The organism is Janthinobacterium sp. OK676, from assembly GCF_900103595.1.
GTDB lineage: Bacteria > Pseudomonadota > Gammaproteobacteria > Burkholderiales > Burkholderiaceae_D > Janthinobacterium.
In genome coordinates, this window is the sequence record NZ_FNHA01000003.1 from 273,747 (window position 1) to 295,513 (window position 21,767).

The 21,767-nt window shown below is 64.4% G+C and carries 18 protein-coding genes and 1 tRNA gene; 12 read left to right on the top strand and 7 right to left on the bottom strand.

Annotated features, from left to right (window positions below):
- The first annotated feature begins 72 nt into the window (after positions 1 to 72).
- Both BLU39_RS08085 and BLU39_RS08090 read left to right on the top strand, forming a co-directional pair.
- Entirely contained in the window at positions 73 to 2,430 is a 2,358-nt protein-coding gene (locus BLU39_RS08085) for a DNA polymerase II (RefSeq protein WP_092711743.1), read from the top strand.
- 263 nt (positions 2,431 to 2,693) lie between these two features.
- Positions 2,694 to 4,010 (top strand): enoyl ACP reductase FabMG family protein, encoded by a 1,317-nt coding sequence (locus BLU39_RS08090; RefSeq protein WP_092711745.1) that lies wholly within the window; start codon positions 2,694 to 2,696, stop codon positions 4,008 to 4,010.
- A gap of 68 nt (positions 4,011 to 4,078) precedes the next feature.
- Here BLU39_RS08090 and BLU39_RS08095 read toward each other — a convergent pair whose 3' ends face one another.
- Entirely contained in the window at positions 4,079 to 4,843 is a 765-nt protein-coding gene (locus BLU39_RS08095) for an SDR family oxidoreductase (RefSeq protein ID WP_092711747.1), read from the bottom strand.
- A gap of 171 nt (positions 4,844 to 5,014) precedes the next feature.
- Here BLU39_RS08095 and BLU39_RS08100 point away from each other — a divergent pair.
- Positions 5,015 to 5,101, top strand: a tRNA-Leu gene (locus tag BLU39_RS08100).
- Between the two features lie 219 nt (positions 5,102 to 5,320).
- Here BLU39_RS08100 and BLU39_RS08105 read toward each other — a convergent pair.
- Positions 5,321 to 5,566, bottom strand: coding sequence for a hypothetical protein (locus tag BLU39_RS08105; RefSeq protein ID WP_092711749.1), 246 nt, complete (start codon positions 5,564 to 5,566; stop codon positions 5,321 to 5,323).
- A gap of 274 nt (positions 5,567 to 5,840) precedes the next feature.
- On the opposite strand from BLU39_RS08105, the gene BLU39_RS08110 reads away from it, so the two are divergent.
- A complete protein-coding gene (locus tag BLU39_RS08110) occupies positions 5,841 to 7,241 on the top strand; it encodes an aminotransferase-like domain-containing protein (RefSeq protein ID WP_254788921.1) in 1,401 nt (466 codons plus the stop codon).
- 4 nt (positions 7,242 to 7,245) lie between these two features.
- Here BLU39_RS08110 and BLU39_RS08115 read toward each other — a convergent pair whose 3' ends face one another.
- Positions 7,246 to 7,638 carry an Imm10 family immunity protein gene (locus tag BLU39_RS08115; protein WP_092711753.1) on the bottom strand — a complete coding sequence of 131 codons (393 nt, stop codon included), beginning with the start codon at positions 7,636 to 7,638 and terminating at the stop codon, positions 7,246 to 7,248.
- A 128-nt stretch (positions 7,639 to 7,766) separates the two neighbouring features.
- On the opposite strand from BLU39_RS08115, the gene BLU39_RS28790 reads away from it, so the two are divergent.
- The 6 genes from BLU39_RS28790 (at position 7,767) to BLU39_RS08145 (ending at position 15,285) form a co-directional block, all read left to right on the top strand.
- A complete protein-coding gene (locus BLU39_RS28790) occupies positions 7,767 to 8,183 on the top strand; it encodes a GNAT family N-acetyltransferase (RefSeq protein WP_254788922.1) in 417 nt (138 codons plus the stop codon).
- On the top strand, positions 8,183 to 8,938 hold the full coding sequence (locus BLU39_RS08125) for a M56 family metallopeptidase (protein ID WP_092711755.1): 756 nt from the start codon (positions 8,183 to 8,185) through the stop codon (positions 8,936 to 8,938). The genes BLU39_RS28790 and BLU39_RS08125 overlap by 1 nt, the downstream gene beginning before the upstream one ends.
- A gap of 63 nt (positions 8,939 to 9,001) precedes the next feature.
- Complete coding sequence (locus tag BLU39_RS08130; RefSeq protein WP_092711757.1) at positions 9,002 to 9,502, top strand: hypothetical protein; 501 nt, start codon at positions 9,002 to 9,004, stop codon at positions 9,500 to 9,502.
- Between the two features lie 252 nt (positions 9,503 to 9,754).
- Positions 9,755 to 13,099 (top strand): MHYT domain-containing protein, encoded by a 3,345-nt coding sequence (locus tag BLU39_RS08135; protein ID WP_092711759.1) that lies wholly within the window; start codon positions 9,755 to 9,757, stop codon positions 13,097 to 13,099.
- Positions 13,096 to 14,109: a response regulator gene (locus BLU39_RS08140; RefSeq protein ID WP_092711761.1), complete on the top strand. Its 1,014-nt coding sequence runs from the start codon at positions 13,096 to 13,098 to the stop codon at positions 14,107 to 14,109. Before BLU39_RS08135 ends, BLU39_RS08140 begins: the two co-directional genes overlap by 4 nt.
- Before the next feature lie 306 nt (positions 14,110 to 14,415).
- Positions 14,416 to 15,285 (top strand): hypothetical protein, encoded by an 870-nt coding sequence (locus BLU39_RS08145; protein WP_092711763.1) that lies wholly within the window; start codon positions 14,416 to 14,418, stop codon positions 15,283 to 15,285.
- Positions 15,286 to 15,336: 51 nt separating this feature from the next.
- Here the strand turns inward: BLU39_RS08145 and BLU39_RS08150 are convergent, their stop codons facing one another.
- The 3 genes from BLU39_RS08150 to BLU39_RS08160 form a co-directional block, all read right to left on the bottom strand.
- Positions 15,337 to 17,655, bottom strand: a complete 2,319-nt coding sequence (locus BLU39_RS08150; RefSeq protein ID WP_092711765.1) for an NADP-dependent malic enzyme — start codon at positions 17,653 to 17,655, stop codon at positions 15,337 to 15,339.
- A 198-nt stretch (positions 17,656 to 17,853) separates the two neighbouring features.
- On the bottom strand, positions 17,854 to 18,210 hold the full coding sequence (locus BLU39_RS08155; RefSeq protein WP_217635058.1) for a hypothetical protein: 357 nt from the start codon (positions 18,208 to 18,210) through the stop codon (positions 17,854 to 17,856).
- A gap of 34 nt (positions 18,211 to 18,244) precedes the next feature.
- Positions 18,245 to 19,450: an MFS transporter gene (locus BLU39_RS08160; protein ID WP_092711767.1), complete on the bottom strand. Its 1,206-nt coding sequence runs from the start codon at positions 19,448 to 19,450 to the stop codon at positions 18,245 to 18,247.
- A 122-nt stretch (positions 19,451 to 19,572) separates the two neighbouring features.
- Between BLU39_RS08160 and BLU39_RS08165 the strand changes: the two genes are divergently transcribed.
- Complete coding sequence (locus tag BLU39_RS08165; protein WP_092711769.1) at positions 19,573 to 20,094, top strand: MarR family winged helix-turn-helix transcriptional regulator; 522 nt, start codon at positions 19,573 to 19,575, stop codon at positions 20,092 to 20,094.
- On the opposite strand, the gene BLU39_RS08170 is transcribed toward BLU39_RS08165, so the two are convergent.
- Positions 20,091 to 20,696: a hypothetical protein gene (locus tag BLU39_RS08170; protein ID WP_139178206.1), complete on the bottom strand. Its 606-nt coding sequence runs from the start codon at positions 20,694 to 20,696 to the stop codon at positions 20,091 to 20,093. The two genes, BLU39_RS08165 and BLU39_RS08170, sit on opposite strands and share 4 nt — an antisense overlap.
- Before the next feature lie 89 nt (positions 20,697 to 20,785).
- On the opposite strand from BLU39_RS08170, the gene thiL reads away from it, so the two are divergent.
- On the top strand, positions 20,786 to 21,766 hold the full coding sequence (gene thiL / locus BLU39_RS08175) for a thiamine-phosphate kinase (protein WP_092711773.1): 981 nt from the start codon (positions 20,786 to 20,788) through the stop codon (positions 21,764 to 21,766).
- Position 21,767 lies beyond the last annotated feature (1 nt).

The following is a 21,767-nucleotide window of genomic DNA, read 5'->3' on the forward strand; positions in this document are numbered from 1 at the left end:
AGCCGCAACCGCCCCCGCCCTGCGTCAGCTTGCTGTAATGTGCAGGCCAGCACATCCGACACTCACGGCATCATGACAGGCAACACCCAGCACACGCCCGAACAGGGCTTCATCCTGACCCGCCACTGGCGCGACACGAGCGCCGGCACGGAAGTCGATTTTTGGCTGGCAACGGATGCCGGGCCCCGCCACGTGCGCCTGCCCGTGCAGACGGCCGTCGCCTTTATTCCCATGGAGCAGCAAGAACAGGCGCAACAGCTGCTGCGCGGCGAACGCCATGCGGAACTGCGGCCCCTGTCGCTGTGCGATTTCCACCACCGCCCCGTGCTGGGCCTGTACTGCAAGCAATACCGGCATTTGCTGAAGCTGGAAAAGCAGCTGCGCGCGCACGGCGTCGACGTGTACGAAGCCGACATCCGCCCGCCCGAGCGCTACCTGATGGAGCGCTTCATCACGGCGCCGGTCACGTTCAGCGGAGAAACGGAAGTGCAGCTGAAACCTGCGCCCGGCTACCGCCCCACATTAAAACTGGCGTCGCTCGATATCGAGACGACGGCGCATGGCGAGCTGTATTCGCTGGCCCTGGAAGGCTGCGGCCAGCGCCAGGTCTACATGCTGGGGCCGGCAAACGGCGGCGATGACGCCTTGGACTTCGACCTCGAATACTGCGACAGCCGCGCACAGATCCTCGAGCGCCTGAACACGTGGATGGAGCGCCACGACCCGGACGCCATCATCGGCTGGAACCTGGTGCAGTTCGACTTGCGCGTGCTGCGCCAGCACGCCGAGCGCTACCAGGTACCGTTGAAACTGGGACGGGGCGGCACCGTCATGGAATGGCGCGAACACGGCGGCAAGCAGGAGCACTATTTTGCGGCCGCGGCGGGCCGGCTGATCATCGACGGCATCGAAGCCTTGAAGTCGGCGACGTGGAATTTTTCCTCGTTCAGCCTGGAAAACGTGGCGCAGACGCTCTTGGGCGAAGGCAAGTCCATCGACAATCCCTACCAGCGCATGGCCGAGATCGACCGGCGTTTCCGCGAAGACAAACCGGCATTGGCCCGCTATAACCTCAAGGATTGCGAACTGGTCACGCGCATCTTCGCCAAGACCGAGCTGCTGACCTTCTTGCTGGAACGGGCCAGCGTGACGGGGCTGGCGGCCGACCGCAGCGGCGGCTCCGTGGCCGCCTTCGAGCACCTGTACTTGCCGCTGATGCACCGGCAGGGTTACGTGGCGCCCAACCTGGGCGATGTCTCCGGCGAAAACAGCCCGGGCGGCTTCGTCATGGATTCGCAGTCGGGCCTGTACGATTCCGTGCTCGTGCTCGACTATAAAAGCCTGTATCCGTCCATCATCCGCACCTTCCTCATCGACCCCGTGGGCCTGGTGGTGGGGACGAGCGGCGACGAAGCCGATACCGTGCCCGGCTACCGGGGTGCGCAGTTTTCAAGGGTAAAGCACTGCCTGCCGGCCATCGTGAAGCAGGTGTGGCAAGGGCGCGAGACGGCCAAGCGCGAACGCAATGCGCCACTGTCGCAAGCGTTAAAGATCATCATGAACGCGTTTTATGGCGTGCTGGGCTCGAGCGGCTGCCGCTTTTTCGATCCGCGCCTGGCCTCGTCGATCACCTTGCGGGGACACGACATCATGCACCGCACGCGCGAGCTGATCACCGAGCAAGGGTATCAAGTGATCTACGGCGACACGGATTCCACCTTCGTGTGGCTGAAAACGGCGCATACGGACGAAGCGGCGGGCAAGATCGGCCGCGCCCTGGTGGCACACGTGAATGCGTGGTGGGATGCCCACTTGCGCGAGGAATTTGGCCTCGAGAATGCGCTGGAGCTGGAATTCGAGACGCATTACCGGCGTTTCCTGATGCCCACCATCCGCGGCTCGGAAGAAGGCAGCAAGAAGCGCTACGCGGGCCTCGTGGGCAAGCCGGACGGCAGCGAGGACATGGTCTACAAGGGCCTGGAAACCGTGCGCAGCGACTGGACGCCGCTGGCGCAGCAATTCCAGCAGGATTTATACCGGCGCATCTTCCAGCGCGCCGCCTATCAGGATTATGTGCGCGACTACGTGGCGCGCACCGTGCGCGGCGAATTCGATGCCTTGCTGGTCTACCGCAAGCGATTGCGTCGCCCGCTCGACGACTACCAGCGCAACGTGCCGCCCCACGTGCGCGCGGCGCGCACGGCCGACGCCTACAACCAGTCGCAGGGCCGGCCGCTGCAATACCAGAACGGCGGCTGGATCAGCTATGTCATCACGGTGGCGGGACCGGAACCGCTGGAAACGCAGCGCTCGCCCATCGACTACCACCACTACCTGACGCGCCAGCTGCAACCGGTGGCCGACGCCATCCTGCCCTTCCTCGGCGACGATTTTTCGCGCCTCGTGTCGGGCCAGCAGGATTTGTTTTAGATCAATTCTGCTTACCTGTGAGGCCAAGCTGAGGTAATATCGGCGCCTGCCGGGCCAGTCCGCGGGCGCTGTGCGCCGTGGCAGCGTAAAATACGCCATGGCGAAAGAATAAGAACTGCATGCAGAAGAAGATGCCATTCCAGACGAGAATCGTTCGCAACAGGATTTTCCTCGCTGAAATGGCGCATAATTTACAACTATGTTGAACCAGCGGGCAGTCGCATCAGCCATCTGCCCTGCTAATTTTAGAATGAATTGACACCATGACCGAGATCACGTCCTTAAGAGACATCCCGCAAAAAAATATCTTCCGCAAGGGCGACACCTTTGTGCTGTTCGGCGAGCTGTTCGGCCGCGGCTATGTAAATGGCTTGCTGGACGAAGCGCGCAAGGCGGGCATGAATATCGTCGGCATGACGGTGGGCCGCCGCGATGAAAACATGGCACTGCGCCCGCTGAACGCGGAAGAGCTGGCCGAAGCGGAAGCCAACCTGGGCGGGCGCATCATCAACGTGCCGCTGATGGCAGGTTTCGACCTCGACGCGCCGGCCGGCGAGCCGACGCCGACGGCCCTGCTGGCCGACATGACCCTGAAAAGCTGGCAGGAAGACAAACTGGACTGGGCGCAAATCGAGCGCTGCCGCGAAGCCGGCGTCGCCCGCTTCAGCGCTTCCGTGGCGAAAGCCATGGCAGAGCTGGACAGCCTGATTCCTGATGGCAGCAACGTGTATTTCGCCCACACCATGGCGGGCGGCATTCCAAAGGTCAAAGTGTTCCTGGCGATCGCCAACCGCATCTACAAAGGCCGCGGCGAGCGCTTCATGTCTTCGCGCGCCCTGCTCGACAGCGACCTGGGCAAACTGATCCTGATGAACTTCGACGAAGTCACGGCCAATACCCTGCAGCACCTGATCGACGGCAGCGCCGCCATCCGCGCCCGCATCGAGCAAACGGGCGGCCAGGTGCGCTACAGCGCCTACGGCTACCATGGCACCGAGATCCTGATCGACGGCAAGTACCAGTGGCAAACCTACAGCAACTACACCCAGGGCCTGGCCAAGATGCGCCTGGAAAACGTGGCCAAGGCCGCGTGGGACAAGGGCATCAAGGCCACCGTCTTCAATTGCCCGGAAATCCGCACGAACTCGTCCGACATTTTCGTCGGCGTGGAACTGTCGCTGTTCCCCCTGCTCGACGCGCTGAAAAAAGAAGGCGGCGGCGCCTGGGCCGAAGAGCAGTGGAAAATCTGCCAGGGCTTGCTGGAAGACGGCGTCTCGCTGCAAGACTTGCTCGACCGTATCGCCGCCTACAACGGCGACGCGACCAGCGTGCAGTTCCGCAACTTCGCCGCCTGGCCGATGGACAACACGCCGGAACTGGCCGACGTCATGATCGGCACGTCGGACGACATCACCAAGTTGCACAAGGACCGCAAGGAACTGATCACCGACCACCTGAGCTCGCTGGTACTGGAAGGCACGGGCCCGCTGATGTTCCACACCATGTCGGAACCGCCGGCACCGGTCGTCTGGCTCAACCACGACATCATCGCGCGTCAGCTGAACTCGGTTCACAACTGAGCTTGATGTAGCAGCACAGCACCGACGGCCCGGCTCATCCCCGGGCCGTCGGCGTTTTCGGGGCGGCGTCAGGCGCGCACGATGGACACGCCGCCATCGGCCAGCAGCGCCGTGCCGGTGGTGAAGCTCGATGCATCGGACGCCAGGTACAGCGCCGAATGGGCGATCTCGTCCGGCGTGGCCAGGCGTTTCAATGCGTGTAGTCCCGCCACGAAGGCCAGCGCCTCGGGCGTATTGGCAACCTGCCGCCCCAACGGTGTATCGGTACCGCCTGGCAACAAGGCATTCACGCGGATGCCCGCCGCGCCATACTCGGCCGCCAGGGCCTTCGTCAAGCCGATCACGCCGGCCTTGCTGGCCGCATACGCCGCCATGCCGGGCATGCCCAAGGTATGGCCGACAAACGTGGACGTAAAAATCAGCGAGCCGCCGCCACGCGCCGCCATGGCAGGCAGCTGATATTTTGCCGCCAGGAAGGCGCTGGTGAGGTTGGTATCGACCGTCGCCCGCCAGTCTTCCAGGGCAACTTCCTGCGTGGGTCCCATGGGCCCCAGGGTGCCCGCATTATTAAAAGCGATATCGAGGCCGCCAAAGCGTTGCAGCGCCAGCGCCACGGCCCCTTGCGCGCACGCCGCGTCGCCCACATCGCCCACGCAAGCCACGGCTTGCGCGCCGCCGTCCGCCAGCTGCGCCACCAGCGCATCGAGTTCCTGCTGCCGCCGCGCCACCAGTACCAGCCGCGCGCCATGGCGGGCAAACAGCCGCGCTGCCGCATGACCGATGCCCGAGCTGGCGCCCGTGATGATGGCGACCTTGTTTTCCAGTTGCTTCATGGGATATCCCTCCAGGTAGTGAAGGGACACGATAGGACGGCTGGCCAGGCGCGGCACTCCGCTTCTTGCGCTGGAATCGGCGCATTCACAGATTCTCAATGCTTGTGCCAGCACGCGCCAAGCATAAAACTTGCCAGATTGTGACAAATCAGTGATAATGCGTCTCGCGTTGCCGGGATGGCGGAATAGGTAGACGCACGGGACTCAAAATCCCGCGCTGGAAACAGCGTGCCGGTTCGATTCCGGCTCCCGGCACCACAGAACACATCAAGGAAGTGCCGATAAAGCCATTAAATCCAATAAAATCAAGGATTTAGTGGCTTTTTTCTTGCGCGTTCGTTCCGCACACCAGCGACTATTCCCGATAAGACCATTCCCGATATACACAGCGGCTCATTGCGCACAAATGACGCAATGATTAGGCCTATCGGGGTCTTGCTGCGGCACCGCCGGATATCGGCCGGTTCCGCTTTGCCATTACGGCAAGGTCATCTCCAGACCGAGCATCCTGACAGCGATGAAGGTGACGATCCCCAGGCCCAGGAGCAATAGTACAAACATTGCGGCCGCCTTGCCGCCCGCGCGCAGCACCGCGCGATTCTGCTTCGCCTTGTCCTTGTCCTTCTTCCCTTGATCGTAATGCCACTTGATGGCGAAGAACATGCCGATGCCCAGCACGAGACCTTTGAACGTAATGAAGACTATAGGGGTCCAATCCATCATTTTGAGTATTTCCTGGCTATTACTTGACACTATCTATCGTGAGGATCACTACCTCAAAACGCTGCTTCGGCAGCGACATTTTTTGTTCAAACCATCCCCACGCATGCTGTTTGAGTCTTTCATTATAGCTATGCCATCACCATGGCGTCGGGCGCAATGATGTGCCACATCCAGAGGAGGGAGGAAAGAACGTCATCGACTGCCATGCAAGGATGGTATTGCTGCAGCTTCTGATGCATACTACCAAAAAACAATTTCCATACATTGGGACAAAATGTCCCAGTTAAAAACCATGCAAGATGAACATTTAGCCATCTGGCTGCCCCGATTGGGCGCGAACAAAGGGCCACGTTTTTTGCAGATTGCCGATGCCTTGCAGGCGGCGGTGGCGGACGGATCGTTGAGGCCGGGCGACCGCCTGCCGCCGCAGCGCCAGCTGGCGGCACAGCTGGACGTCGACCTGACGACGGTCACGCGCGGATACGACGAAGCCAGGCGCCGCAACTTGCTGGAGGGCCGCGGCGCACGCGGCACGTATGTCGCGGCGCCGAAAGTCGAATTGAACGCCATCCTCGACCTCTCCATGAATACCCCGCCACCGCCCGATGGCGTGGACTTCGACGACATGCTGAAACAAGGTTTGTCTCAAGTATTGATGCGGGCAGATAATGAATTGCTGATGACTTACCACCTGGGCGGGGGGAGCGATTCCGACCGCAAGGCTGGCGCCGCCTGGCTGGCGCCGATGTTCGGGCACCTGGATGCTGGGCAAGTCGTTGTCTGTCCGGGGGCGCAAGCGGCGATCGCCGCATTGATCCTCGCGCTGACGGCGCCTGGCGACATGATCCTGACGGAGCCTGCGAGTTATCCCGGCTTGCGTGCCGCGGCGACCCAGTTCGGCCGGCACATCATTGCCGTGCCAGCGGACAAGCACGGGATGCTGCCCGAGATGCTCGAGCAAGCGTGCCGCCAGCACAAACCCGGGCTGGTCTACCTCAATCCGACGTTACAGAATCCGACCGCCGTCACCATGCCGGAACGCCGGCGCAAGGAGCTCGCCAGCATCGCGCAGCGCTGCAATGTACGCATCGTCGAGGACGATCCCTACTGGCTACTTGCCGACGCCCCGCCGCCGCCTGTTGCCACGTTTGCCCCGGAACACGTGGTCTACATCTCAACCCTGTCGAAATGCCTGACGCCCGGCTTGCGTGTCGCCTTCGTGCTGATACGCGACCCCGTTGAGCGCGAACGGTTCCTCGTCGCGCTCAGAGCCTTTGCGCTGATGGTCGCGCCTCTGACGGCCGCGCTGGCCACCCAGTGGATACTCGACGGTTCGGCGCACACATTGATGGAAGGCGTACGCAAGGAGGCGCGACTGCGCCACCGGATGGCGCGCGACATCCTGGCGGGGCGCTACAGCGGCTCTGGTGACGGCTTGCACGTGTGGCTCGAGTTGCCGGCGTATTGGAACTCTTCGCAGCTTGCGCGCGCGGCCGACATGGAAGGCATCGCGGTCACGCCGGCGGAAGCATTCGCAACGGGCAGCGTCGCCGTGAATGCCATCCGGATCTCATTGGGCAGCATCAAGGACCGTGGACGCCTGCAGGCGGGTCTTCAACGGCTGTCTCACCTGCTGGCGCGGCGGCCCGAGTCGTTCAGCGCCGCGGTGGTTTGACCGGTCAGCGCTCTTCGCGATAATAATCGCAGCCCTCGAACGTGGTGCGCAGCGCCTGCCGCAGCTGGGCGTAGCGCTCGGGCGACAGGTTGAAACGCACGTCGATCTGGCCGTCGTCATCCATCTGCATGGCCGCCTCGGCATCCATCTGCACGGACAGGCGGTTCGGATGCAGGATCACGGCGTGCATATGGCCATACCAGGAAAATTCCTGGCCGCCGTATTCGATGTAGGGCTCGTCCATGCCCAGCGCCACGTCCTGCTCGTCGTACTCGTCGGCGCGCTGCAGCATCAGGTAGACGGGTTCGCCTTTGCCGGCGGGCGCGGCCAGGGTGGTGATCAGGGCGTCGTCTTCATCGATGACGGACAACTCGGTGGCGGTAAATCCTGCGGACATGGCGTGCTTTCAACAAATCAATGGATGACGCCACCATAGCGCAAAAGCGCTCGGGACAACATAGCGCGCGGCGAATAAAACGTGCCGCCTATAATGGCCATTCCATCCATATTGCACAGGAGACCGTCTTGACCGCAGCATCGCCCTACACCACCCGCCTGGCCATTCCCGCCATCGCCACCTATCAGCACCTGCGCGTGGCCGCCGGCATGAGCGCGAAAAGCACGGTGGCGGCAGCCAAGGGCTTGCCGAACTCGCTGTTTGCCGTGCAAATCCTGCATGGCGACGAGGTGGTGGGCATGGGCCGCATCATCGGCGATGGCGGCTGCTTTTATCAGGTCACCGATATCGCCGTGCTGCCGGCCCACCAGGGCAAGGGCCTGGGCAAGCGCATCCTGGGCGAGATCATGCAATTCATCGAAACACAGGTGCCGCAAAGCGCATACGTCAGCCTGATCGCCGACGGCCAGGCGCAAGACTTGTACGCACAATTCGGTTTCAAGCACACGGCGCCCGCCTCCGTCGGCATGGCGCTGAAGCGCTAGTGCCGGCCTGGCTGGTTTGCAGCATGGCGCTGGCGCTGCTGTTGAGCGCTGCCGCCTGGGGCGCCGAACGCGCGCTGCAGCGGCGCGGCCATGCGCGCAACCGCACGCGCTGGCTGTGGCTGGCGGCCATCGCCGCGTCCGTCATCGCGCCCCTGGCATGGCTGCCCGGCGTGCTGGCGGCCATGCCGGCGGAACAGGCGCAGCTGAAACTGGGCTGGTTCATGTTATCGAGCGGCATGCTGTTGTTATTGCTGCTGCGCAGCGCCTGGCTGCTGTCGCACCAGCGCCGCTGGCAAAAAGCCTCCCTGCTGGGTGCGCCCGTTTTCCTCAGCGGCGGCATCGGTCCCTGCGTGGCGGGCCTGCTGCGGCCCCGCATCGTGATGCCCGTCTGGCTTTCACTGATTCCACCCCGGCAGCAGGCGCTGCTGCTGGCGCACGCACAATGCCGGCTGGCCGCGCGCGATCCGCTGCTGCTGGCCGTGGCGTACGCATTGATTATTCTCATGCCGTGGAACTTGCCCCTGTGGTGGCAGTTGCACCGGCTGCGCTTTGCCATCGAGGTCGATTGCGATGCGCGCATGCTGGCGCGCGGCCACGCGCCGCGCGACTACACCTTCGTGCTGCGCCGCCACGGCCAGTATTATTCCGGCTTGACGGGCGCCTCGCCCATCGTGCTGGGCGACCCGCTGGCGCTGCGGCGCCGGCGGCGGATCATGGCCAGATTTACCCGGGAGCAGGCGGCGAACTTGCTATAGTAGCGGCAACGCCGCGCGGCGCGCCCGCAATCCCGGCTTCCCCTTCGAAATCAGAGAGATACCATGCTTTACCTGCTTGCCATCGTGATCGTCATCGCCCTGCTGTACTACGTCTTCAGCGGCCGCACGCCCGTCAAACCGCTGCACAAGCCGCTCGTCTCCGTGCGCCAGTACGTGCCGGCGATTCCTGCCGGCGCACCCGCGCACCACTGGAGCGATGAAGGGCGCTTTGCGTCGGAAGTGGAAAACGAAGCGATGTACCAGAGCGCCATCGCCAAGCTGGCCGGCGAGCACGGCCCCGGCAATGCGGAAGAGAAATGCCTGGCCCTGCTCGTCTGCGACGACGCCAATCCGTTCCAGGACAAGGCCATCGCCGTCTTCATCGATGGCCTGCTGGTCGGCTACCTGTCGCACAACGACGCGCTGCGCCTGCGCCGCAACCTGGGCCGCATGGACCTGGTGGGCCAGCTGACCTCGTGCGACGCCGTCATCCGCGGCGGCGGACTGTGGAATGGCAAGCGCCTGGCGTATGCCGTATGGCTCGATCTGCAGCCCTACAATTAAGTTACCGGCGGATGCACTTTTCAAAAAAACCACACAATTCCTAACTGCAACTTCTCCCCTGGAATCGCTGTTCCCATGGGAGAGGCAAGACGCGCGCGGCGTGTTAGCGCCCGCCTTGCCGCATGCACGACAGGGAAAATAATTACAATTAAGATATTTGTTTCCTGAAATCTGGTAAGGTAATTCGCATCGATCACCCGCAGTGGCGGCAGGCGCCCATGCCAGCGCCAACGCGTCACCTGTTTGCCTACGATGATACCTGCCAGCGTCCAGCAGCTGTTTCACCTTCCCGCCGATCCGGCCCAGCTGCATCACGGCCAGCATGCGCCGGGCCTGGTGCTGCTGTCGCTCGTGATCGCCATTTTCACATCGTGGATGGCTTTCCAGATGACGGCCTACAGCCGCGCGCAGGCGAGCATCAGCCGCCGCTTGCACTTGCTGTGCCTGCTGGCCGGCAGCCTGGCATTGGGCTGCGGCGTGTGGGCCATGCATTTCATCGGCATGCTGGCCTTCGAGCTGTGCACCAGCGTCGATTACGCCCCGGGCCTGACCTTGCTCTCCATCGTGCCCAGCGTGGCGGCCTCGTTCGTGGCCCTGGCCACCATCAGCCGGCGCGCCGTCACGGCGCCGCTGCTGCTGCGCAGCGGCCTGCTGGTGGGCCTGGGCATCGGCGCCATGCATTACACGGGCATGCAGGCCATGCGCATGGGCCTGTCGCTGCGCTACGATCCGCTGCTGTTCGCGCTGTCGCTCGTCGTTGCCGTGGCGCTCGCCACCCTGGCCCTGTGGATACGTTTCGGCTTGCGCGGCTGGAGCAGCCGCGTGCCCTCGTCGCAGCGCACGCTGATCAGCGCCTGCGTCATGGGATGCGCAATTACCGGGATGCATTACATGGGCATGCAGGCGGCGCGCTTCGTGGGGACGATTCCCCCAGGCAATGATGCCGATGCCAACCGGCCCATGCTGGTGATCAGCGTGACCCTGCTGACCATCGCCCTGACGATCCTGGTGGCCTCGGCCGTGGGCATCCTGCGCTACCGCGAACTGTTCCGCCACCTGAATCAAAGCGAACACTGGACCCGTTCACTGCTGACGAGCACGGTCGACGGCGTCATCACGATCGACCGGCAAGGCGGCATCGTCGACTTCAACGGCGCCGCCGAGCGCATCCTGGGCTGGCGGGCGGCGGAAATTGTCGGCCGCCATGTCAGGGTGCTGGTCAGCGACGTGCGCCAGTCGGAACAGCGCGGCCTGCTGCACTACCTGCGCACGGGCGAGGCTGGCGCTTTCCAGTCCAGCGAGGAAATCGTCTACCTGCGCAAGGATGGCGCACCGGTCGCCGTGCAGCGTTCGATGGCCAGCGCGCGCCTGGCCGACCAGGATTTGTATGTGCTGTTCATTACGGACATCAGCGAACGGCGCGCCATGCTGGCCGCCCTGCGCGAAAGCGAGCAGCAGCTGCGCTCGCTGATCGGCAATATCCCCGGCATCGCCTTTCGCTGCACCACGGCGGAAAACCAGCCCATGCTGTTCATCAGCGATGGCGTGGAAGCCGTCACCGGCTATCCTGCCGCCGACTTTCTCGGCGCGGCGCCGCGCCGCAGCATCACGGGCCTGATCGCCAGCGAAGAGCGCGCCTACGTCGTCGACGTCTTCAACCGCAGCGTGGCCAGCGGCGAGCCCTACCTGCTGGAATACCGGCTGCTGCATGCCGACGGCACGGCCCGCTGGCTGTGGGAGCGGGGCACCGTCGTGCACGATGCGGCAGGCGCCGTGCGCTGGGTCGACGGCGTCATCCTCGACATCAGCGAACGGCGGCAAATGGAGGAAGACTTGCGCATGGCCAAGGAAAAAGCGGAGCTGGCGGCCGCCACGCGGGCCAGCTTTGTCGCCAACATGAGCCATGAAATCCGCACGCCGATGAATTCCATCCTCGGTTTTACCGATGTGCTGCTCGACTCGCCGCTGGCGCCGGAGCAGCGGCGCCACCTCAATACCGTGCGCCAGTCCGGCCGCTCGCTGTTGCGCCTGCTTAACGAAGTGCTCGATACGGCCAAGCTGGACAAGGGCGCCGTGGCGCTGGAAATGCGCGACTACAGCCTGCTGGCGCTGGTCGACGAACTGGCGTCCACGTATGGCATCCATGCACGCAACAAGGGTTTGCGCATGGAGGTGCAGTACGATCCGCAACTGCCGGCCGTGCTGCATGGCGACGAATTGCGCATGCGGCAAGTGCTGGGCAACCTGCTCGACAACGCCATCAAGTTTACGCCCAGCGGCGGCGTCAGCCTGACGGCGCGCCGCGACGATGGCCAGCTGCACCTGCTGGTGCGGGACAGCGGCATCGGCATCCCTGCGGAGCGGCGCGACGCCATTTTCGATCCCTTCGTGCAAGCGGACGCTTCGACCACGCGGCGCTTTGGCGGCACGGGCCTGGGCACCACCATCAGCAGGCAGCTGGTGACCCTGATGCAGGGGCGCATCTGGGCCGACGCCGGCGTGCCGCACGGCAGCGTGTTCCACGTCATGCTGCCCTTGTTGCCGGCACGCCAGGCGGCGCTGCCCGCCAGCGAACGCCGCAGCGTGCGCCTGCCGCCCCTGCGCGTGCTGGCCGCCGACGACGTGCCGCAAAACCTGGAACTGCTGAGCCTTCTGCTGGGCAAGCGCGGCCACACGGTGGTCACGGCCGGCGACGGTGCGCAAGCCTTGCAGCTGGCGCAGCAGGACGACTTCGACATTCTGCTGCTGGACTTGCAAATGCCGCGCATGGATGGCCTGGCCGCCACGCAAGCCATCCGTGCCGCCGCCCTGCGCGATGGCCGCCCGCGCGTGCCCGTGATCGCCATGACGGCCAGCGTGCTCGAGGCGCACCGCAAGGCGGCGCGGGCGGCCGGCATGGACGGTTTCGCCACCAAGCCCGTCGAATGGCAGGCGCTGTCGCAGGAAATCGCCCGCGTACTGGGCCTGGCGGCGGAGCCGGCCGATAACAGCCGCGCACCCGCTGGAGGAAGAGTGCTGCACCATACGGACGCCCTGCAGCGCTGGGCCGGCAACGACAGCGCCTACCGCACGGCGCTGGACCGTTTCGCACGCGAGCATCCCCGCCTGCCGCCTGCCCTGCAAGCCGCCATCGCGGCGCGCGACCACGAGACGCTCTTGTCGCAGAGTCACCGGCTGCGCGGCCTGGCGGCGAACCTCGGCCTGGAACAGCTGGCCGCCAGCCTGGCAACCCTGGAACAAGCGTGCGCCAGCCCAGCCCCCGCCACGGCACAGCAGCTCGACGCAACGCTGGGCACGCTGCTGACGCAATGGCCGGCGGCCCTGGCAGCCATCGCCCGGCTGGCGCCGCCGGCATTGCCGGCGGCAACGGAGAATGCCATCGACACGCCCGCCGCCCGGCAAGCGGCCAGTACCCTGCTGCACGCCTTGCGGCGCGGCGAACTCGATGACGCGGCGCAAGCACAGTTGCAGCAGGCCATGGGGCCGCAAGCGGATGCGCTGGCGCCGCTGCTACACGCCATCGACGACTTTGATTTCCCCCTGGCACAGTCGCTACTGCACGGTTTGCTGGCCACTTTCACCCCGGAGTCCCCATGAATGCACGCGCCAGGCCCGTGATTCTCGTCGTCGACGACGAATCGTCCAACTTGCAATTGCTGCGCCAGATATTGCAGAACGACTACGCGTTGCTGTTCGCCAAGGATGGCGCGCGGGCACTGGAACTGGCGCGGCAGGAACGCCCGGCCCTGATCCTGCTCGACGTGATGATGCCGGGCATGAGCGGCCACGACACCTGCCGCCAGCTGAAAGCGGCGCCGCTGACGGCGGCCATTCCCGTCATCTTCGTCACGGCCCTGAACGACATGCGCGACGAACTGAGCGGTTTTGAAGCGGGCGCCGTCGATTACATCACCAAGCCGCTCAGCCCCGCCATCGTGCGTGCCCGCGTGCGCACGCACCTGTCGCTGGTGCGCATCGACGAACTGAAGGAAACGCGGCTGCAGATCGTCCAGCGCCTGGGCCTGGCGGCCGAGTACAAGGACAATGAAACGGGCTTGCACGTGATCCGCATGAGCCATTACGCGCGCCTGCTGGGCGTGGCCGCCGGCATGGACGAGGCGGCAGCGGACGACCTGCTGCACGCGGCACCCATGCACGACGTGGGCAAGATCGGCATCCCCGACCGCATCCTGCAAAAGCCGGGCAAGCTCGACGCGGACGAATGGGCCGTCATGCAGACGCACGCGCGCATCGGCGCCGATATCATCGGCGAACATGCCGCGGGCGGCATGCTGGCGCTGGCGCGCGAAATCGCCCTGTCGCACCATGAAAAATGGGATGGCAGCGGCTACCCGAACGGCTTGGCGGGCGAGGCGATCCCGCTGGCGGGACGCATTGTTGCCGTGGCCGACGTCTTCGACGCGCTGACCTCGGTGCGCCCGTACAAGCGTGCGTGGCCGGTGCCGGACGCCGTGGCGTATTTACAAGCGCAACAAGGCAGCCATTTCGATGCGCGGCTGGTCGAGCTGTTTGTGCAGCAACTGCCCGCCATCGACGCCATCCGGCTGCGCTGGGCGGAGCAAGAGGAACACCATGCGCAGGCATGAAAAGTGAACTCCCGCCACGGCCAGCGTTGTTGCGTCACACAAGGAAGTGCCGGACAGATGGCGCCGGCGCCGATGCAGACCACTGGAAGGGCAAGGAGTTCGATGCCATTATCGCCGGCAGGCAGTGAAGCATTTTGATGCACATCAAACAGAGCGGCATTTCCGGAAAATACGCTTGTACATGACCAGGGCCTGTGCTTTTTTGACCCACATCAACCGGTGCTGATGGCGCACTGAGGTCAAGCGCGCCATGTCTATTTGCTAAATAGCTATAATTGCCTGATTACTTACTTTAAGGCAAGGTACATGAAGGAACAACTGGTCAATTGGGGCAGCGCCCTGGCGCCGTTCGGCAGCGACCTGCTGTGGACAGTCCTGCCGTGGATGCTGCTGTATGGCGTGATCGGCTTTGTGCTGGCGCTCGGCATCTGTTACCAACTGGCCAGAAAATGCCTGCTGGTGCGCCGTCCGCCCGCCTGGCATCTGGCCGCCAAGCTCAGCTATGTGTTGATCCTGGTCGTGCTGCCGCTGCTCGGTGGCGGGTTTGGCGCCGTGCACAGCGTGCACCGCGTCGTCAACCAGGCCCTTGAGCGCGACTTGCAGCCGGTGGTCGAAGCGCAGATGCCGGCGCTGCGCGTCTACCTGGAACAGCAGGTCAAGCTGATCGCCCCGGGCCAGGCTATCAGCATGCGCAGCCTGATCGAGCCCTTCGTGCAAGACATGTATTACCGGCCCACGTCAGGCAGTTACTGGGAACGCAGCAAGGCGCGCTGGATCAATGAATTCATCCTGCGCCGCGGCAGCGTGTTGCTGACGCAGGTGCTGCAGGAACAGCTGATCGCCAGGGCAAGCGTGCTGGGCGAAGCGCTCAAGGGCGCCGGCTTCCGTGGCCAGGCGACGGGCGAACTGGCCAGCCTGGGCACCGACCTGGCCGTGCGCCTGACCACCGATGTGGCGCGCCAAGCCGACTTCAGCAAACTCGACAAATCAGTGCCGATGATTTTCATCGACGCCATCAAACGCCAGGCCGGCGCGTATTTCAGTTCGCTCAAGATCACGCTGGGCCTGTTCGCGCTGGTGGCGCTGCTGCTCGTGTGGGGCGAGATCATGCTGTACCGCCACTATTACCTGCGCCGCCGTCCGGCCGCCACGGCCCTGCCCGTGCCACCCATGTAAAAAAGCCGCCCCTCCTTGCGGACGGGGCGGCTTTTCATGCGCAGCTAAGGCTTAGACTTTACGCTGAGCCACTGCGTCCACGACGCACAGTGCCGTCATGTTGACGATACGGCGCACGGTGGCCGATGGCGTCAGGATGTGCACGGGCTTGGCGCAGCCGAGCAGGATCGGGCCCACGGCGATGCCGTTGCCGGCCGCCGTTTTCACCAGGTTGTAGGCGATGTTGGCCGATTCGATGTTCGGCATGACGAGCAGGTTGGCGTCGTTCTTCAATGCCGAATTGGGCATCAGTTTTTGACGCAGCTTGCTGTCGAGGGCCGTATCGCCGTGCATTTCGCCGTCGATTTCCAGGTCCGGCGCGCGTTCCTTGACGATGGCCAGGGCGGCGCGCATCTTTTGCGCCGAGGCGCTGTCGCTGGAACCGAAGTTCGAGTGCGACAGCAGGGCAGCGCGTGGCGACAAGCCGAAACGGGTCATCTCTTCGGCGGCCATGATGGTGATCTCGGCCAGCTGCTCGGCGTCCGGGTTTTCATTGACGTGCGTGTCGACCATCACCAGCTGGCGCTCCGGCATGATCAGGACGTTCATGGCGGCGTAGACATTGCTGCCGGCGCGCTTGCCCAGCACCTGGTCGATGTATTTCAGGTGCAGCTGGGTGGTGCCGAAGGTGCCGCAGATCATGCCGTCGGCGTCGCCCTTGTGGATCATCATCGAACCGATCAGGGTGTGGCGGCGGCGCATTTCCAGCTTCGCGTATTCCTCGGTGACGCCCTTGCGGCTCGTCATCGCGTAATACGTGTTCCAGTAATCGCGATAGCGCTCGTCGAAGTCCGGGTTGATGACGTCGAAGTCGACGCCTTGCTTGAGGCGCAGGCCGAACTTCTGGATGCGTGCTTCGAGCACCGGTGGACGGCCGACCAGGATAGGACGCGCCAGTTTTTCATCGACCACCACTTGCACGGCGCGCAGCACGCGCTCTTCTTCGCCTTCGGCGTAGACGATGCGTTTGAGTTCGGCCGGCGTGGATTTGGCCATCAGGAACAGCGGCTTCATGAAGGTGCCGCTGCGATAGACGAATTGCTGCAGGCTGTCCGCGTACGCTTGCAAGTCCTTGATCGGACGCGTGGCGACGCCGGAATCCTCGGCCGCCTTGGCCACCGCTGGCGCGATCTTGATCAGCAGACGCGGATCGAACGGCATCGGGATCAGGTATTCAGGACCGAACGACAGGTTGCTGATGCCATACGTGGTGGCCACGATGTCGGACTGCTCGGCATGCGCCAGGTCGGCAATCGCGTGCACGACGGCGATTTCCATTTCGCGCGTGATCGTCGTCGCGCCGCAATCGAGGGCGCCGCGGAAGATGTACGGGAAGCACAGCACGTTGTTGACCTGGTTCGGATAGTCCGAACGGCCCGTGGCGATGATGGCGTCGCTGCGCACGGCCTTGACTTCTTCCGGCAAGATTTCCGGATTCGGGTTGGCCAGCGCCAGGATCAGCGGGTTCGGCGCCATCTTGCGCACCATGTCCTGCTTCAGCACGCCGCCGGCGGAGACGCCGAGGAAAATGTCGGCGTCCGGGATGATCTCGGCCAGGGTGCGCAGCGGCGTGTCTTGCGCGAAGCGTTCCTTGTCCGGGTCCATCAGTTCCGTGCGGCCCTTGTAGACGACGCCGGCCAGGTCGGTGACGTAGATGTTTTTCAGCGGGAAGCCCAGGTCGACGATCAGGTCCAGGCAGGCCAGCGCCGCGGCGCCCGCGCCCGAGACGACCAGCTTGCACTCTTCGATTTTCTTCCCGACGGCTTTCAGGCCGTTCAGGATGGCCGCGCCGACGATGATGGCGGTGCCATGCTGGTCGTCATGGAAGACGGGAATCTTCATGCGGTCGCGCAGCTGGCGCTCGATGTAGAAGCACTCTGGCGCCTTGATGTCTTCCAGGTTCACGCCGCCGAAGGTCGGTTCCAGCGAAGCGATGATGTCGACCAGTTTGTCCGGGTCCGATTCGTTGATCTCGATGTCGAAGACGTCGATGCCGGCGAACTTCTTGAACAGCACGCCCTTGCCTTCCATCACCGGCTTGGCGGCCAGCGGGCCGATATTGCCCAGTCCCAGCACGGCCGTGCCGTTGGTAATGACGGCCACCAGGTTGCCGCGCGCCGTATATTTATAGGCATTGGCCGGATCGATGACGATTTCTTCGCACGGTGCCGCCACGCCTGGCGAGTAGGCCAGTGCCAGGTCGCGCTGGTTGGTCAGTTGTTTGGTCGGCGTCACGCTGATTTTGCCGGGGCGCGGGCACTCGTGATACTCGAGTGCGGCCAAGCGCAATTGTTGACGCAATTCTTCTTTTTTATCAGATGACGAATCCATGCTGTGCTGCCTTCCTGTTTGGTCGATCGGGTGTTCCGGATTTTATCAGACCGATTCTTTCAATTAGCTAGGTATTTTCCGCTAGCCACAGTCTGATATCACGAAAACGCATAACCTAGCATTGTAAGGCCGTCCGGCGGCACAAACGTCCCCAACAGGAAAAACTATCAAATTTTAGGTTTCAATTAGTTTTTGCGATCATCGACCGGGAGCGCGCCACAGCGGCAGCGCTTTGACGGCGCGCTCGATATCGTCCATCTCGTCCTTACCCAGGGTGCTGTCGAAGGGCGCGGACAAGATGCGGCGCATCAGCGCCAGGCGCGTCGTCGCTTGCTGCGCGTCGATGAAGCGGGTCGTCTCCGCGCAATACCGCGCGCGGCGCTGGGCATCGGCGCCGTCATCGTCGCCGTCGGGATAATAATAGCGGCCGATGTTATTGAGCGACATTAACAAAAATTCGATCTCGCACAGGATGCGCAGCGCATCCTCGCCGGACAGCACGATGCGGCGGTTGGCGGGCAGCAGCGATGGTGGCGTGGCGATGTGGTCGGCCATGGCGGCATCTTTCTATCAGGGACAAGCCGACAGCCTACGCGATTTTTCCCGCAGGCGACGCCAGGCGCGCACCTGGCGCGAAGCGCACGGCGATCAGCAGCAGCACCACGATGCCGGCGGCCATCACCATCCACGCCTGGGCCAGGCTGGCCGAATGCTGGCGGATCAGGCCGGCAATGAACGGCATGCTGCTGGCGATGATGTAGCCGCCGCCCTGCACGAAACCGAGCAGCGCGCCGGCACCGGCCGGCTCGACGACGTGGTCCATGCTGACGATCAGCGACAGCGGGAACAGCGCGCCGATGCCGCAGCCCAGTAATATCACGGCGGGAACAGCCAGTTGCGCGGGCGCCACAATCAGACAGGCCAGGCCGCCCAGCACGGCCAGCAGGACGGCCAGCAACAGGATGCGGCGGTCGGGAAAGCGGTGGATGATGCTGGAAATCACCAGTCCCGCCAGCACTTCCACCAGGGTCAGGCTACCCAGCAGCAAGCCGCTGTCGGCCGCGCTCCAGCCCAGTTCCGTGTAAAACGGCGGCAGCCAGGCCAGCACCAGGGTGTACGCGCCCGTGCCGATGCCAAAGAACACCATCAGCAGCCAGGCGCGGCCACTGCCCACGGGCAGGGTGGCGCCCGCGCCGGTGGAGACCTCCACGCGCGAAGCCGCTGCGCGGCGCCACAGCAGCGCGGCGGCCACGGCCGGCAGCGCCCACAGGGCCAGCAGCGCCTGCCAGCCCAGCGACTGGGCCAGAGGCGAGGCCGACGCGGCGGCAATGGCCGCGCCACCCATGATGCCCGTCGTATAAAAACCCATCAGCTGGCCTGCCCGCTCGGGGAAATGGCGCTTGATGAAGGCGGGCAGCAGCGCCTGCACCAGCGCGATGCCCAGGCCGCCCAGGGCCGCCGTGGCGATCAGGCCGCCGCTGCCGTGCAGGGGCCAGCGCAGCGCGCAGGCGCAAGCGATGATGGCGATGCCCAGCGAGATGCCGCGCGCCACGCCCAGCCGTCGCTGCAGCTGCGCGCCCGCCAGCGCACACACGCCCATGGCAAACACGGGCACGGTCGTCAGCAAGCCCGCATCGGCATCGCTGATGCCCGTGCCGGCCTGTATGCTGTCGAGCAAGGGGCCGATGGCGGCCAGGATGGGCCGCAGGTTCAGGCCCAGCAAGATGATGGCGGCCACCAGCAGGGCCGAAGAAACGGAAGACGAAGGGGAAGCGGCAGGTCGGGCGGAAGGCATGGGATAGTCCTTGCCTCGCTGGGAGGCACATGGTTTAATGCGTCATCAAATATGACTCGATGAAAAGTATCTTAACATAAAGATAGAAATCTATCTTGAGGTCAAGATAAATGGATAGCCCCATGACAATTACCCCGCAAGAACACACGCGCGCGCAATTTGCCGCCGCACAATGGCAACGCGAGTTGCCGCAGATGGATACGCGCGCCATGCAGCTGGCAGGACAGCTGGGCACGGTGGCGCAGCTGATGGCGCGCGACTGGCTCAATCCGCTGTTTGCCGAACACGGCTTGCAACCGGGCGAATTCGACGTGCTGGCGACCTTGCGCCGTTCGGGCGCGCCTTACAGCCTGACGCCGACGGCCCTGTACGAAGCGGCCATGCTGTCCTCGGGCGGCATGACCAACCGCATCGACCGGCTGGAAGCGGCCGGCCTGATCGAACGCCAGAAGCACCCGACGGACCGGCGCGGCGTGCTGGTGGCCCTGACGCAAAAGGGATTGGAATTGATAGAAAAACTCGTGCTGCTGCACGTGGAGAACGAGCGCGCCATGCTGTCGGCGCTCAGCGCGGACGAGCAGCGCCAGCTCGACCAGTTGCTGGCCAAGCTGCTGCACGGCATGGCGCAGGCGAAGAAGGGCTAGGAAATCAGGCTCGCCAGCTCGCGCAGCGCCGCATTGCCGCGCCGGGCCAGCCGCTGCAGGTCGGCAGGGTCGCGGCTGTCGTAGATGGCCTGGACATGGCGCGCGCTGGCCGCGCGCAAGTCGATATCGCTGTCGCGGTCCGGAAGCTGGGCGTCGGCCACGTGTCCCTCGACCAGGGTCAGATAGTAATGACGGGGCTTGCCGCGCAAGTTGGCGGCAAACTGCAGCACCAGGCCATTGTCGAACAGCAAGGCGCCGCTGCGGCCGCCCTGTTCCAGCAGCACGCGACACGCCGGCAAGGGCCGCCGCGCCGCGCGCAGAAAGCCCGCCAGGTGCACCCGATAACCGAGTTCCAGGCCATTCGCGCCCAGCTGGCCGCGCTGCAGATACACCTTGAACGACGCCGGCACGGGCCGCCTTCCCCTGCGGAACAGGCGCGCATCTTCGTACAGGCACAGCTGGTTGCCGTCGCTGATGGCGTCGAAGCCGCGCGCCGCCAGTTCCTGCGCCTCGAAAGTGCGCAAGCCGACGGCTTGCGGGTCGCGCAGCCAGCCGTGGTCGAGCCAGGATTGCAACAGAACGTGAATATCGGGGAGGGGCATGGGAAGCTGTTCGGCAGTGGCAAAGGCGCCTATTGTATGCCAGCCTATAATAGCCAGGCCACACCCTCATTCAACGAACTGACCACGCCATGGCCCCACACGACGCGCTTTCCGAATTCGACCTGATCAAACAATATTTCGTGCGCCAGCGCCCCGGCCGCGCCACCCTGGGCATCGGCGACGATTGCGCGCTGATCACGCCCGGCGCCGGCAAGCAGATCGCCATCTCGTCGGACATGCTGGTCGAGGACCGGCATTTCTTTGCCGGCGCCGACGCCCGCATGCTCGGCCACAAAAGCCTGGCCGTGAATCTGTCCGACCTGGCCGCCATGGGCGCGTGTCCCGTGGCGTTTACCCTGGCCCTGGCGCTGCCGCAAGCGGAGCGCGCCTGGCTGGCCGGCTTTGCCGACGGCCTGTTTGCGCTGGCCGACGCGTTTAATTGCGAACTCATCGGCGGCGACACCACCAAGGGCCCTTTGAATATCTGCATCACCGTGTTCGGCGAACTGGCGCCGGGCCAGGCCCTGCGCCGCAGCGCGGCCGTGGCGGGCGACGACATCTGGGTCAGCGGCACCCTGGGCGACGCGCGCCTGGCGCTGGCCGGCTACCGCAGGGAACAGGCATTGTCGCCCGCCGACCTGGCCACGGCCGGTGCGCGCATGCACACGCCGACGCCGCGCGTGGCGCTCGGCTGCGCGCTGGCCGAAGCGGGCCTCGCGCATGCGGCCATCGACATCTCGGACGGCCTGGTGGGAGATTTGGGCCACATCTTGAAAGCGTCGCAGGTGGGCGCCACCATCGACGTCGACGCCCTGCCTGCCGGCCCCGTGCTGGCGCGGCAAAACATGCAACTGCGCCGCCGCTACACGGCCGCCGGCGGCGACGATTATGAATTGTGCTTCACGGCGCCCGCTTCCTCGCGCGACGCCATCGCCGCCCTGGCGGCCAGCTGCGGCACACCCCTCACGCGCGTGGGCGGCATCGAGGCGCAAACGGGCTTGCGGCTGGTCGATGCGGCGGGGCAGCCGCTGGATTTGCAACTCAGCTCGTTCGACCACTTCAGCGATTGAG